The organism is Flavobacterium sp. AG291 (assembly GCF_003350375.1).
In the GTDB taxonomy this organism is placed as follows: Bacteria; Bacteroidota; Bacteroidia; order Flavobacteriales; family Flavobacteriaceae; genus Flavobacterium; species Flavobacterium suzhouense.
The window spans coordinates 214270-227796 of the sequence record NZ_QQAR01000002.1; the positions used below are offsets into that span (position 1 = coordinate 214270).

General features: G+C 38.0%; 10 protein-coding genes. 5 read left to right on the top strand and 5 right to left on the bottom strand.

Annotation, left to right across the window (positions count from 1 at the left end):
* Positions 1 to 100 precede the first annotated feature (100 nt).
* Positions 101 to 2506 (top strand): thiamine pyrophosphate-dependent enzyme, encoded by a 2406-nt coding sequence (locus DEU42_RS02985; protein WP_114756787.1) that lies wholly within the window; start codon positions 101 to 103, stop codon positions 2504 to 2506.
* Positions 2507 to 2564: 58 nt separating this feature from the next.
* Here DEU42_RS02985 and DEU42_RS02990 read toward each other — a convergent pair whose 3' ends face one another.
* Positions 2565 to 3926, bottom strand: coding sequence for an NAD-dependent succinate-semialdehyde dehydrogenase (locus DEU42_RS02990; RefSeq protein ID WP_199509041.1), 1362 nt, complete (start codon positions 3924 to 3926; stop codon positions 2565 to 2567).
* 94 nt (positions 3927 to 4020) lie between these two features.
* On the opposite strand from DEU42_RS02990, the gene DEU42_RS02995 reads away from it, so the two are divergent.
* The gene (locus DEU42_RS02995; protein ID WP_114756788.1) at positions 4021 to 5271 is read left to right on the top strand and encodes an OmpA family protein; all 1251 of its coding nucleotides are present in this window, start codon (positions 4021 to 4023) and stop codon (positions 5269 to 5271) included.
* A gap of 104 nt (positions 5272 to 5375) precedes the next feature.
* Here DEU42_RS02995 and ettA read toward each other — a convergent pair whose 3' ends face one another.
* Genes ettA through holA form a run of 3 tightly spaced genes read right to left on the bottom strand, consistent with a single transcriptional unit; the run spans position 5376 to position 8332 of the window.
* Entirely contained in the window at positions 5376 to 7067 is a 1692-nt protein-coding gene (gene ettA / locus DEU42_RS03000; RefSeq protein WP_114756789.1) for an energy-dependent translational throttle protein EttA, read from the bottom strand.
* 31 nt (positions 7068 to 7098) lie between these two features.
* On the bottom strand, positions 7099 to 7275 hold the full coding sequence (locus DEU42_RS03005) for a CAL67264 family membrane protein (RefSeq protein ID WP_169519004.1): 177 nt from the start codon (positions 7273 to 7275) through the stop codon (positions 7099 to 7101).
* Between the two features lie 52 nt (positions 7276 to 7327).
* Entirely contained in the window at positions 7328 to 8332 is a 1005-nt protein-coding gene (gene holA, locus DEU42_RS03010; RefSeq protein WP_114756791.1) for a DNA polymerase III subunit delta, read from the bottom strand.
* 53 nt (positions 8333 to 8385) lie between these two features.
* Here holA and DEU42_RS03015 point away from each other — a divergent pair, with 53 nt between their 5' ends.
* From DEU42_RS03015 to DEU42_RS03025, 3 genes are all read left to right on the top strand, one after another.
* Positions 8386 to 8838, top strand: a complete 453-nt coding sequence (locus tag DEU42_RS03015) for a type I restriction enzyme HsdR N-terminal domain-containing protein (protein WP_114756792.1) — start codon at positions 8386 to 8388, stop codon at positions 8836 to 8838.
* Complete coding sequence (locus DEU42_RS03020; RefSeq protein ID WP_114756793.1) at positions 8835 to 9842, top strand: glycosyltransferase family 2 protein; 1008 nt, start codon at positions 8835 to 8837, stop codon at positions 9840 to 9842. Before DEU42_RS03015 ends, DEU42_RS03020 begins: the two co-directional genes overlap by 4 nt.
* 63 nt (positions 9843 to 9905) lie before the next feature.
* Complete coding sequence (locus tag DEU42_RS03025) at positions 9906 to 10751, top strand: flagellar motor protein MotB (RefSeq protein ID WP_114756794.1); 846 nt, start codon at positions 9906 to 9908, stop codon at positions 10749 to 10751.
* 83 nt (positions 10752 to 10834) lie between these two features.
* Here DEU42_RS03025 and DEU42_RS03030 read toward each other — a convergent pair whose 3' ends face one another.
* Positions 10835 to 13495, bottom strand: a complete 2661-nt coding sequence (locus tag DEU42_RS03030) for a DNA gyrase/topoisomerase IV subunit A (RefSeq protein ID WP_114756795.1) — start codon at positions 13493 to 13495, stop codon at positions 10835 to 10837.
* Positions 13496 to 13527 lie beyond the last annotated feature (32 nt).

Consider the following 13527-nt stretch of genomic DNA (forward strand, 5'->3'; position numbering starts at 1 on the left):
CATCGAAACTTTTATTATCAAAACTGAAATCATTTTTTTTTGATGTTATGCTACTATATCATTCTTTTAACTAAATTTGTACTTCCACTAAACCGGTTTTATGACAGATACAGAAACAAAAAAATCGATTTCATTTGAAGACTTCAAAACTGAAGTACTAAACGACTATAAGATTGCTGTAACCAGCAGGGAATGTAGCCTTTTAGGACGCCGTGAAGTACTAACAGGAAAGGCCAAATTTGGAATATTTGGTGATGGAAAAGAAGTACCACAGCTCGCAATGGCTAAAGCTTTTAAGAACGGAGACTTCCGTTCCGGCTATTATAGAGACCAGACCTTTATGATGGCTATTGGCCAACTTAATATACAGCAATTTTTTGCCGGACTTTACGGACACAGTGACCTAAATCACGATCCAATGTCTGCCGGAAGGCAGATGGGCGGGCACTTTGCTACGCATAGTCTTGATGAGAACGGTAACTGGAAAAACCTTACGTTACAGAAAAACTCAAGTTCTGACATCTCTCCTACTGCAGGACAAATGCCAAGACTTCTTGGTTTAGCACAGGCATCTAAAATATACCGTAACGTTACAGGTATAGAAAATAAAACCAATTTTTCAATCAATGGAAATGAAATTGCATGGGGTACTATAGGTAATGCAAGTACTTCTGAAGGTTTATTTTTCGAAACTATCAATGCTGCAGGTGTTCTACAAGTTCCTATGGTAATGAGTATATGGGATGATGAATATGGAATTTCTGTTCATGCACGCTACCAGACAACCAAAGAAAACATATCTGAAATCCTTAAAGGTTTCCAGAGAGATGAGAATGGTAAAGGTTATGAGATTATAAAGGTAAAAGGATGGGATTATCCTGAGCTTATAGCAGCTTATGAAAAAGCAGCCGAAATAGCACGTACAGAACATGTACCGGTACTTATTCACGTTTACCAACTAACACAACCTCAGGGGCACTCAACATCAGGTTCACATGAACGTTACAAAAATGCTGACCGCCTTGCATGGGAAGCAGAATATGACTGTGTCGCTCAAATGAAAAAGTGGATGCTTGAAAACAATATGGCTACCACAGAAGAACTTGATTCTCTTGATGAACAAATCAAAAAAGAAGTCCTTGAAGGTAAAAAAGCAGCATGGGCAGCTTATGTTAATCCGATAAAAGAAGAACAAAAAGAACTTGTAGCTGTACTTAACAGCATTGCCGCTCAAAGTCCAAATAAAGTCTTTATTGATAAATATGTGGCTGAGTTATCAGCAATCAAAGAACCGATAAGAAAAGACCTGTTGGTTACTGCAAGAAAAATTCTTCGCCTTATCGTAAAAGAAGCTGGAAAAGACACCCTTGGACAGTGGATTACGGATTACACAGAAAAGACACAACCAAGGTACAGCTCTCACTTATTCTCCCAATCAGATAAGAATGCTCTAAATATTAAAGAAGTACTACCTCAATACAACGATGATGCTGAAGATGCTGACGGTCGTATGGTTATGCGTAATAACTTTGACGCGATATTCAGCAAATACCCTGAAGCACTTGTATTTGGTGAAGACTGTGGAAATATTGGAGACGTAAACCAAGGACTTGAAGGTATGCAGGAAAAATATGGTGATTTCCGTGTTTGTGATGCAGGTATCCGTGAAGCTACTATCCTTGGACAGGGAATCGGTATGGCAATGAGAGGCCTTCGTCCTATTGCTGAAATACAATATCTGGATTACTTGCTTTACGCAATTCAGATTATGAGTGATGACCTTGCTACGCTTCAGTACAGAACAGCAGGAAGACAAAAAGCGCCACTTATCATCAGAACACGTGGTCACAGACTGGAAGGGATATGGCATTCAGGTTCACCTATGGGGATGATCATCAATGCTATCCGCGGTATCCATGTACTTGTACCAAGAAACATGACTAAAGCTGCCGGTTTCTATAATACTTTATTAACTACTGATGAACCTGCTCTTGTAGTTGAATGCCTTAACGGTTATCGCTTAAAAGAAAAGATGCCATCTAACTTAGGTGAATTCAAAACACCTCTTGGGGTTGTTGAAACACTAAAAGAAGGTAAAGATATTACGCTTGTTTCTTATGGTTCAACATTACGTATCGTTGAGCAGGCTGCAAAGGAATTGCTTGAAGTTGGTATTGATGCTGAAATTATAGATATTCAGTCATTACTTCCTTTCGACATTAATCATGATATAGTTAAAAGCGTAGCTAAAACAAACAGGCTTCTTGTTATTGATGAAGATGTTCCCGGAGGTGCATCTGCTTATATACTTCAACAAATCGTTGAAGAACAAAATGCTTACAAATACCTTGACAGCAAACCTGAAACACTTACCGCTAAAGCGCACCGCCCTTCATACGGAACAGACGGTGATTATTTCTCTAAGCCTTCTTCAGAAGACATATTCGAGAAAGTATATGCGATTATGCACGAAGCAAAACCTAATGAATTCCCTAAATTATACTAATAGGTACAATTTGAATACAATAAAACGCCCAACAATATGTTGGGCGTTTTATTTTTATCTATTTAATGTATATTGTTTTTACATTCACAAATTCTTTGATTCCGTTTTCAGCTAACTCTCGTCCATACCCTGAACGCTTTACTCCACCAAAAGGCAATGCCGGATCTGATTTAACCATTGCATTGATAAATACTGCACCTTCTTCAAACAAATGAGCTTTGCGTTTAATGTTTTCAACATCTTTGGAAAAAATTGTTACCCCAAGCCCAAATTCAGATTGATTACTTAAATTTACTGCTTCTTCAAAAGATGAAAAAGGTACTACAGGAACAGCAGGACCAAAAACTTCTTCTTTAAATACCGGCATGTCAGTTGTAACATTTATAAGAACAGTAGGGCTGTAAAAAGCTCCTTCTCTAGTACCGCCTGTCACAACCTTAGCTCCCATTTCAACTGATTTGTTTACCTGTTTTTCAACATCTTCCGCAAGATCTACACGAGCTAATGGACCAATATCAGTTGTTTCCAACATTGGATCTCCTGACTGTAATGCTTCTACTTTACTTCTAAACTTTTCAACAAAAATATCAAATACAGAATCGTGTACCAAGAATCTCTTAGCTGCTATACAGCTTTGACCTGTATTCTGCATTCGGGCAGTAACAGCAACCGATACAGCATCTTCTACATTAGCATCTTCACAGACGATAAAAGCATTACTGCCTCCCAATTCTAAGACAGCTTTCTTAATTTGTTTAGCTGCTGTAGAAGCCACAGCAGCGCCTGCTTTTTCGCTTCCAGTAAGGGATACAGCTTTTATGATTGGATTATTGATAACCTCTTCTACCTGACCACTCGCTATCAGTAAGTTTTGATATACTCCTTTCGGAAATCCAGCCTCCAAAAAAATGTCTTCCAATAATTGAGCGCAACCGGCAACATTTGATGCATGCTTAACCAAAACGGTATTACCTGCAAGAATTGCAGGAACAGCAAATCTGAACACCTGCCAGTAAGGAAAATTCCACGGCATTACGCCCAATATAACACCGAGAGGTTCATAAGTAACATAGCTTTCGGCAGCATCAGATTTTATGGTTTCAGGAGCTAAAAAATCTTCTGCATTTTCGGCATAAAAGTCGCACAATACTCCACATTTTTGTACTTCGGCAAGAGCCTGTTTTAAAGGTTTTCCCATCTCCAAAACACAGGTTTTAGCCAACAAATGTTGTTGTTTTGTTAAAACAAATCCTAAAGTTTTGATAAAATCTACCCGCTCTTTAACATTTGTATTTTTCCAGCCTGTAAAGGTTATCTGACTAACGTTTACTGCTTCCGAAATCTCTACCTCATTTAAATACTGGTAGTTCGCTAGGAAATTATTGTTAAAAGGGTTTATTGTTTTTATGATTTTTTGCATGATTAACAGCATTTTACATTAAGAAACCGTGATTTTTTCATTTTTCTAAATTACTACTTTTACAAAAAAAATCATCAAAACAATAACCAATATTATGAAGAAAATTGCATTCCCTTTATTATTAGTTTGCCTTACATCGGCAAGTTTAAAAGCACAGGATTCACAGGAAATGACTGCAGATGGCCAAGACTTTAATAAATGGTCTATTGAGGTAAGCGGCGGTGCAAATAAACCCTTCAGGACGTTTACACCGGGATTTAGAACAGACCGTGTAAATTTCTTTACTGTAGATCTTGGAACAAGGTACATGTTTAACAATAAATTCGGTTTAAAACTGGATTTTGGTTATAACAAATTTGAAAACAACGATGAAACTCCTGAATTTGAAAGTACTTACCTAAGAGGAGATATCCAGGGGGTTGTAAATCTGGGAAGAGTATTAAATTTTGAAGATTGGACGAGTTGCATCGGTTTATTAATGCACGCGGGTGGAGGTGTTTATCAGTTAAAAGCCGATAATGGTTTTGACGGAGAAGACTGGGGAGCTAATCTTATCGGAGGTTTTACAGCTCAACTTAAACTATCCGACCACGTTGTTCTAACAGGTGATGTAACAGGAATTGCAAATGGATTCCAAAACTGGAATTTCGATGGAATGTCTCAAACTAGCACAACTGTTGATGGACTTATTCTGAACGGTACACTTGGTCTTACTTTTTATCTGGGTGGTCATGAAAAACATGCTGACTGGGCAACAGATGTTAAGACAGATGAACTAGCAGCACTTGAAGAAAGAATTGGTTCTGTAGAAACTATGATGAACGATTCTGATAAAGATGGTGTTCCTGATTATCTTGATGTAGAGCCAAATTCAACAACAGGTGTAGCTGTTGATACTAAAGGTAGAGCTGTTGACCTTAATAACAATGGCGTACCTGATGAGTTAGAATCTTACATTGAGAACAAAACAAAAACTAACACAACAACTACAGGTACAGATTTACAGGGGCTTATCAACGGAGGTTATGTTAACGCATATTTCGATTTCAATAAAGATATGCCTAATGCACAATCAACTGCCGGTATTAACTTCCTGATCAAATACCTGAAAGAGAATCCATCTGCTAAAGCTGATGTTATAGGATATGCTGACGAAATTGGTAACAGTGATTACAACAAACAACTATCACAAAGAAGAGCTGAAAACGTTAAGAAGATACTTGTTGATTCAGGTATAGACGGTTCAAGACTGAATATTATTGCAAATGGTGAAGATTCATCAGTAAATAAAGATAATAAACAAGCCCGTCAGGTAGTGAGAAGAGTTACATTTATCATTAAATAATAACTTTCAAAGGTTAGACTGGTCCCTCGCTTAGGCGGGGGATTTTTTTATGCTTCAAATAAAAAATCCCGCCTAAAGCGGGATTTATATTTATCAGATTATCATTATCTGATAAGCTTTCTGTATTTGATACGTTTTGGTGTGATATCAGTACCCAGACGTTTCTTTCTGTTCTCTTCATATTCAGAGAAACTACCTTCAAAGAAATATACCTCAGAGTTTCCTTCAAAAGCAAGGATGTGAGTACAAATCCTGTCAAGGAACCATCTGTCGTGAGAAATTACTACAGCACAACCTGCAAAGTTATCAAGACCTTCTTCAAGAGCTCGAAGCGTGTTGATATCAAGGTCATTCGTAGGCTCATCCAGTAACAGTACGTTTCCTTCTTCTTTTAGTGTAATCGCAAGGTGAAGCCTGTTACGCTCCCCTCCTGATAATGTAGCCACCTTTTTATTCTGGTCGCTACCACTGAAATTGAATCTGCTTAGGTAAGCGCGTGAATTAACCTGTCTTCCACCCATCATGATAAGCTCCTGTCCATCACAGAAGTTTTCCCAAATAGTTTTGTTAGGATCGATATTCGCATGTGATTGGTCTACATAAGCAATCTTAACTGTTTCACCTACACTAAACTCACCTGCATCAGGAGTTTCCTGACCCATGATCATTTTGAAGATGGTAGTTTTACCGGCACCGTTCGGCCCAATAATACCTACGATACCTGCCTGAGGTAAAGTAAAGTTCAGGTTATCATATAAAAGTTTATCTCCAAATCCTTTAGCAACACCTTTGGCCTCGATTACGTTCGTACCAAGCCTTGGCCCGTTCGGGATATAGATTTCCAGTTTTTCGTCAAGCTCTTTCTGATCTTCATTCAATAACCTGTCGTAATTCTGAAGACGCGCTTTTTGTTTGGTCTGACGTCCTTTTGCGCCCTGTCTTACCCAATCAAGCTCACGCTCAAGGGTTTTTCTGCGTTTAGAAGCAACTTTTTCTTCCTGCTCCATACGTTTAGATTTTTGATCAAGCCAAGATGAATAGTTCCCTTTCCAAGGAATACCCTCACCCCTGTCTAATTCAAGAATCCATCCCGCAACGTTATCAAGGAAATAACGGTCGTGCGTAACGGCAATTACAGTTCCTGAATATTGTGCTAAATGCTGCTCTAACCACAGTACGCTCTCCGCATCAAGGTGGTTGGTAGGCTCATCCAGTAGTAATACATCAGGCTGTTGTAAAAGAAGACGACATAAAGCCACCCTTCTTTTCTCACCACCTGAAAGTACTTTAATTGGAGTATCAGCTTCCGGAGTACGAAGAGCATCCATTGCAATCTCTAGTTTGGTATCCAGTTCCCATGCGCCGGCAGCATCAATTTTATCCTGAAGTTCTGCCTGACGATCCATGAGTTTCTGCATCTTATCAGCATCTTCATATACCTCAGGATCGCCAAAACTATCATTTATCTTGTTGAACTCATCAAGAAGCGCTACAGTCTCAGCAACACCCTCACGAACGATTTCAATAACAGTTTTATTTTCATCAAGAAGTGGCTCCTGCTCAAGATAACCTACAGTATATCCAGGAGAAAATACTACATCACCCTGATAGTTTTTATCAACCCCTGCAATTATCTTTAGTAGTGATGATTTACCCGATCCGTTAAGACCAAGGATACCAATTTTGGCACCATAGAAAAAACTCAGATAAATATCTTTTAAAACAGGTTTTTGTGCGCCCGGGTAGGTTTTATTTACGCGGGACATTGAAAATATTACTTTCTTATCGTCTGACATATGTTTGTTGTTTATTCTTAATAATGTATAATTACACTCTCCCTTTTAAAGAACTGAATACCCAAGCAATAGCAAAAAAGCCTATTCCAACAGCTGCAAAGCCATAACCGGCAATATCGTTATACCTGAATGCGCCAAGCCCAATGAGCAAAAGGCCCATGAGTATCATTATAAAAGTTGCCCATCCTAAAATGGTATTCTTATTCATTCCCATCGTGTTTCTTCATTTTTATAGCCCGCAAATATCGTGATTAAAATGCTTAATTAAAAATCTTTACAAGCATCTCTTTAAGCAGGTCCGATTGCGGAATAGCATTTGCTCCAACCCCCTTGCTTTTTACATCTACATCCCTTAGGGCAGCTACAATAGCACTGACCTTTTTCATAGGGTAATTACGTGCTGCGACATCATAATCTTTTACGAAATAAGGGTTCACCTTTAAAACCTTTGCTATGTTAGATGGATTCTTATCTTTTAGCCCGTGATACTGCAACAACTGGGAAAAGAAACCAAATACCAATCCTGTTGTCATTACAATAGGATTGTCCTTGGGATTGTTGGAAAAATAATCAGCAATCTTGTAAGCTTTCAGCTGATCGCGTTCGCCTATCGCTTTACGGAATTCAAATACATTATAATCCTTACTTATCCCTATATTCTCTTCAATTGCGTGAGCAGTTATTGTACTTCCTTTAGGCAAAATGATCATGAGCTTATCCAGCTCGTTACTTATCTTACTCAAATCAGTACCTAAAAATTCAACGAGCATTGCGGCTGCTTTAGGTTCTATCGTGTAATTTTTACCCTGCAATACACGCTTGATCCATTCACCTACCTGATTTTCATACATTTTCTTGCTCTCGAAAACCACGCCTTTCTTTTCTAAAACCTTAGTTACCTTTTTACGTTTATCAAGCGTTTTATATTTATAAGCAAAAACAAGCACCGTTGTAGGCTGAGGATTTTCTGCATAGCTCTCTAATTTTTCAATATTTCTTGAAAGCTCTTGTGCTTCTTTTACTATAACAACCTGCCTGTCGGCCATCATCGGATAGCGTTTTGCATTCGAAACTACATCTTCAATTGTAACATCCTTTCCGTAAAGTACCATTTGGTTAAAACCTTTGTCTTCTTCCGAAAGAACATTATCTTCAATATATTCAGTAAGTTTATCTATATAATAGGGCTCCTCACCCATAAAAAAATAAATGGGCTTTATGTTGCCCTGTTTTATTTCGTTTATGATCTTAATAACTTCGTCCACTATGCTTATTTGATTAGATATGGAAGTAGCACTAAAAAAGTTACATTTGCTCTATGCAAAAGCTAAACTTCAACAACTATACATTCCGTTTCAAAAATAGTGAAAATAAGGTCGCCATTTTTGATGAGATACGTAAAAAATTCATCATTCTCACTCCCGAGGAATGGGTAAGACAACATGTAGTTCGCTTTCTTCTGGAAGAGAAAAAATATCCAAAATCTCATGTAAATGTAGAAAAAATAGTTAAAATAAACGGTTTAAATAAACGATATGATATAGTTGTTTTTAAACCGGATGGATCTATATTTCTTTTAGTTGAGTGTAAAGCTCCCGCTGTTACTATCTCTCAAAATACTTTCGATCAGATTGCACGTTATAATATGTCGTTAAATGCTATTTACATGATGGTCACTAATGGCCTAAATCATTATTTTTGTCAAATGGACTATGAACAGGAAAAGTATTTTTTCCTTCAGGATTTACCCGAATACACCACTAATCAATGAAAAGTATCGCTGTAGTAATTTTAAACTGGAATGGAAAAAACCTGCTTGAACAGTTTTTACCTTCTGTAACAAAATATTCACCTGAAGCAACTATACATATAGCCGATAATGCATCAACAGATGATTCGGTCGGGTTTATCAGAGCAGCATATCCGGAAGTGAAAATCATTCAGAACAAAGGTAACTTTGGCTATGCAAAAGGATATAATGAGGCTTTACAAGAGGTTGAAGAAGATATTTACGCTCTTGTAAATTCTGACATTGAAGTAACCCAAAACTGGCTGCAGCCAATTCTTTCTCTTTTTGAGAAAGATAATGAAACTGCCATCATTCAACCAAAAATACTGGATTATAAAAATAAAAACAACTTTGAGTATGCCGGAGCTGCCGGAGGTTTTATCGACAAATATGGTTTTGCGTTCTGCCGGGGACGTATATTTGATACTATTGAAGAAGACAAAGGCCAATATAATGATACTACACAAATCTTTTGGGCTTCAGGGGCATGCTTCTTTATCCGCAAAGAAGTTTACCGAAAACTTAATGGCTTTGATGAAGATTTCTTTGCACATCAGGAAGAAATAGATTTATGCTGGAGGGCGTATAACAATAATTTAAAGGCAATGTATTGTAGTGAAAGCGTTGTATACCATGTGGGAGGTGCAACGTTAAACACTGGAAACCCAAAAAAAACATTCCTTAATTACAGGAATTCTCTATGGATGATGCTAAAGAATTTACCCACTTCAAAACTCTTTCCTGTACTCTTTCTGAGACTCTCACAAGATGGAATTTCGGGTATCAGACATGCCTTGAAAGGAGAATTTGCTCATCTTTGGGCTATTTTAAAATCACATTTTTATTTTTATTTAAAATTTTTCAGGTTCATAAACAAAAGAGGCTCAAAGCAATACCATAATTATTTCAGAGTAAAGAGTATTGTATACTTGTATTTCATAAGAAAAGGCAAGATATTTGATGAAAAATTTAACAATACTTTATAGACAAGTACGTTATATTTTTTTGATTATTACTTAATTTTGTTAGAAATCTAAACTTGAATTTTTATGAGAAGAACCATTCTAGTACTTACGTTAGCAGCGATGACGCTGACTTCATGCGGTTCTAAAAAGAAGATTGCCGAGCTTGAAGCTAAAAACAAAGAAATCCAGGACATGCTAAACAGTGCTACTGTTAAGCTTAACACCTGCCTTGCTGAAAAAGATGCTATGGCAAAACACATGGATGATCTTAAAAAGAACAATACAGACCTTATGAGTACTGTAGGTAATCTTACCACACTATCTTCTAAAGGAGCTGAAAACATTGAGAAATCTCTTGAAAGCCTTAAAGAGAAAGATCTTAAAATCACAAGACTTCAGGATGCACTTACACGCAAAGACTCTGTTACTCTTGCACTTGTTACAAGTATTAAGAGAGCAGTTGGTGTAAACGATCCGGATATTGAAGTTAATGTTGAGAAAGGTGTGGTATACATCTCTATTGCTGATAAACTTCTTTTCAAAAGCGGTAGCTACCAGGTAAGCGACAGAGCTAAAGAAATCCTTGGTAAAGTTGCAAAAATCGTTCAGGATAAACCGGACTTCGAATGTATGGTTGAAGGACACACTGATAACGTGCCTATCAAAAACCCTGTACTTCAGGACAACTGGGATCTTTCTGTTAAGCGTGCTACCTCTATCGTAAGATTACTTCAGACTGACTTCGGTATTGACCCTAAGCGTCTGGTAGCATCAGGACGTGGCGAGTATGTACCTTTAACTTCTAATGATACTGCTGAAGGAAGAGCTACAAACAGAAGAACAAGAATCCTTGTACTTCCTAAAATTGACCAGTTCTACGACATGATTGAGAAAGAAATGAAAAACCAGAAATCTGGTGCTTCCAAATAATATATCTCCAAATCAAAAAAGGCTTCCAAATGGAAGCCTTTTTTATGCAATAAAAAAACTCCCGCTATTGCGGGAGTATGTTTTTAATCTAATGATAATGTAATCTGTCCATCATCTTCAAGAGTAGTATTAGTTTCTTCAACTTCTGTATCACCACTAACCTCTATCTCTTCAGGTATTTCTTCTTCAGGCTCTTCATAAGGCAACGGATCAAGCAAATTAATTTGCTTTACCTTATCAGTTGTTAATTGGTTACCAAGTGCCTTAATACCTTTTACAGCAATAAAATTCTCCAAGTCAACCGTAATATTGTCTTTTTGCACACCTTTTACCTTTGCAAATATAACTTCAGCAACAGGCCTGTAATCTGTAGAAACAATCTCCAATTGGGAATTATCATGCTCTGTAATAAAAGTCTCTTCTTTATTCTCGTTCTCCACAAGGAAACGCTTCACATAGTAACGTTCTTTTTCACCATCATAATAGATCGCTGAAATCGGTTTTTTAGGATTCCATTTCTCCAGTTTTATCATATCCTCATCAAAGTGCGTTGTAAGCTCAGGGATAATGGTCTTAAGCTTACCTGACTGATTGATGATAAGCAATCTGTCGTTTGGCCTGAACTCACCTAAAAGCTCACCCCTGCCATCAACATTCAACCTGTGAACAGTATCGTCAAACCATACCCTTCTCGGTTTCAGTGTAGATATACCTTTTTCCTTAAGTTCAATTTTCTTAATAGGGTATTTAGTAACGGTGTTTCCTCTTGAGGCACGCCCTTTAATAGCCATATCAGCAAAATCAAGGTCAAATTTGAGTTTCTTCACACTACCTACCTGACGCAATAGTATGGTTACCACTTCTGCTTCCCCATTAGGATTACCTGAGAAGTATAAAACCTGTGAACCTTTATTACCCTGAGTGAGATCATAAGGCTTATCCCTCGTAACCCCGGAAACATTGAATCTTTTTATATACGATGGCCCCGACTTACCATCACGGTAAATCATGTTATAGATTGTACGCTTATCGTTCTTATCGAATACTGCAACGTGGATGATATCTTTACCCACAAAGGTCTTCACATCAACCTTGGTAATCATCATACTACCATCACGCAGGAATACAATAACATCATCTATATCAGAACATTCGGCAACGTATTCATCTTTCTTAAGCCCTGTACCCACAAAACCTTCTTCGCGGTTCACGTAAAGCTTGGTATTACGCAGAACTACTTTAGTGGCTTCAATGTTGTCAAAGCTTCGAAGTTCGGTTTTGCGCTCACGTCCTTTACCATAACGGTCTTTAAGTCCCTGGAAATAATCAACAGCAAAGTCAATGATATGATCAAGGTTGTATTTTACCTGTTCGATCTCACCTTCTAATGCCTCAATCTTCTCTTGTGCTTTATCAATATCGAATTTAGAGATACGTTTGATTCGGATTTCCGTAAGTCTTACAATATCTTCTTCAGTTACAGCACGGCGTAAATGTTTTGTATGAGGTTTTAATCCCTCGTCAATAGCTTTTATAACACCTTCCCAGGTTTCTTCTTCCTCAATAAGACGATAGATCCTATTCTCAATGAATATACGTTCTAATGACTGAAAATGCCAGCTTTCTTCCAGCTCATCAAGCTGTATCTCAAGCTCACGTTTCAGCAAATCTACCGTTCTGTTGGTAGAAATTTTAAGCATGTCGCTTACGCCAATGAAACGCGGCTTATGGTCTTCGATAACACAGCCAAGCGGCGCAACTGATGTTTCACAGCCTGTAAATGCAAACAGCGCATCAATGGTTTTATCCGGGGAAACACCAGCCGGTAGATGTATCAAAATCTCAACATCAGCAGCGGTATTATCTTCAATCTTACGAACTTTGATCTTTCCTTTTTCATTTGCTTTAAGGATACTGTCAATTAAAGTAGTAGTATTAGTACTAAATGGTATCTGCGTGATAACCAATGTACTTTTATCTAATTGTGAAATCTTTGCACGAACCCTTACACGTCCCCCACGCATACCGTCGTTATAATTAGAAACGTCGGCAATACCCGCGGTTGGAAAATCAGGGAAAAGCGTAAATGGTTTATTCTTTAGTATCTTGATAGACGCATCAATCAGTTCATTAAAGTTATGCGGAAGTACTTTGGTAGATAAACCTACCGCAATACCTTCGGCTCCCTGAGCCAATAGTAAAGGGAATTTAACCGGAAGATTGATAGGTTCATTTCGCCTACCATCATAGGATAGCTGCCACGGAGTAATCTTAGGGCTATACAACACCTCAAGCCCAAACTTAGAAAGTCGGGCCTCAATATAACGGGATGCTGCCGCACCGTCACCGGTAAGAATATTACCCCAGTTACCCTGCGTATCGATAAGAAGGTCTTTCTGACCTATCTGTACCATAGCATCACCAATACTCGCATCACCGTGCGGGTGATACTGCATAGTATGCCCTACTACGTTGGCAACCTTGTTGTAACGGCCATCATCAAGTTCCTTAAGCGAGTGCATGATCCTGCGCTGAACGGGTTTAAAACCATCCTCAATAGCAGGTACCGCACGCTCCAGGATTACGTACGAAGCATAATCAAGGAACCAATCCTTATACATACCGGTTACCTTGGTAATCGTATCGCCAGATTCAGGATTTTCTTCCTTATCGTAAAAATGATCTCCGTTACCTTCTCCTTCTCCGTTTGAAGGCTCGAAATTTATATCTTCTTCTTCGTCCATGTATTAACTACCGAATTTTGAAATTTGATTTT

Bases quoted from the DNA above. Each gene is read 5' to 3' on its own strand.
- DEU42_RS03005 (WP_169519004.1), bottom strand. From the start codon at position 7,275: ATGAATAAGAATACCATTTTAGGATGGGCAACTTTTATAATGATACTC.
- DEU42_RS03020 (WP_114756793.1), top strand. From the start codon at position 8,835: ATGAAAAGTATCGCTGTAGTAATTTTAAACTGGAATGGAAAAAACCTG.
- DEU42_RS03015 (WP_114756792.1), top strand. From the start codon at position 8,386: ATGCAAAAGCTAAACTTCAACAACTATACATTCCGTTTCAAAAATAGT.
- DEU42_RS03025 (WP_114756794.1), top strand. From the start codon at position 9,906: ATGAGAAGAACCATTCTAGTACTTACGTTAGCAGCGATGACGCTGACT.
- ettA (WP_114756789.1), bottom strand. From the start codon at position 7,067: ATGTCAGACGATAAGAAAGTAATATTTTCAATGTCCCGCGTAAATAAA.
- DEU42_RS02985 (WP_114756787.1), top strand. From the start codon at position 101: ATGACAGATACAGAAACAAAAAAATCGATTTCATTTGAAGACTTCAAA.
- DEU42_RS03030 (WP_114756795.1), bottom strand. From the start codon at position 13,495: ATGGACGAAGAAGAAGATATAAATTTCGAGCCTTCAAACGGAGAAGGA.
- DEU42_RS02995 (WP_114756788.1), top strand. From the start codon at position 4,021: ATGAAGAAAATTGCATTCCCTTTATTATTAGTTTGCCTTACATCGGCA.
- DEU42_RS02990 (WP_199509041.1), bottom strand. From the start codon at position 3,926: ATGCAAAAAATCATAAAAACAATAAACCCTTTTAACAATAATTTCCTA.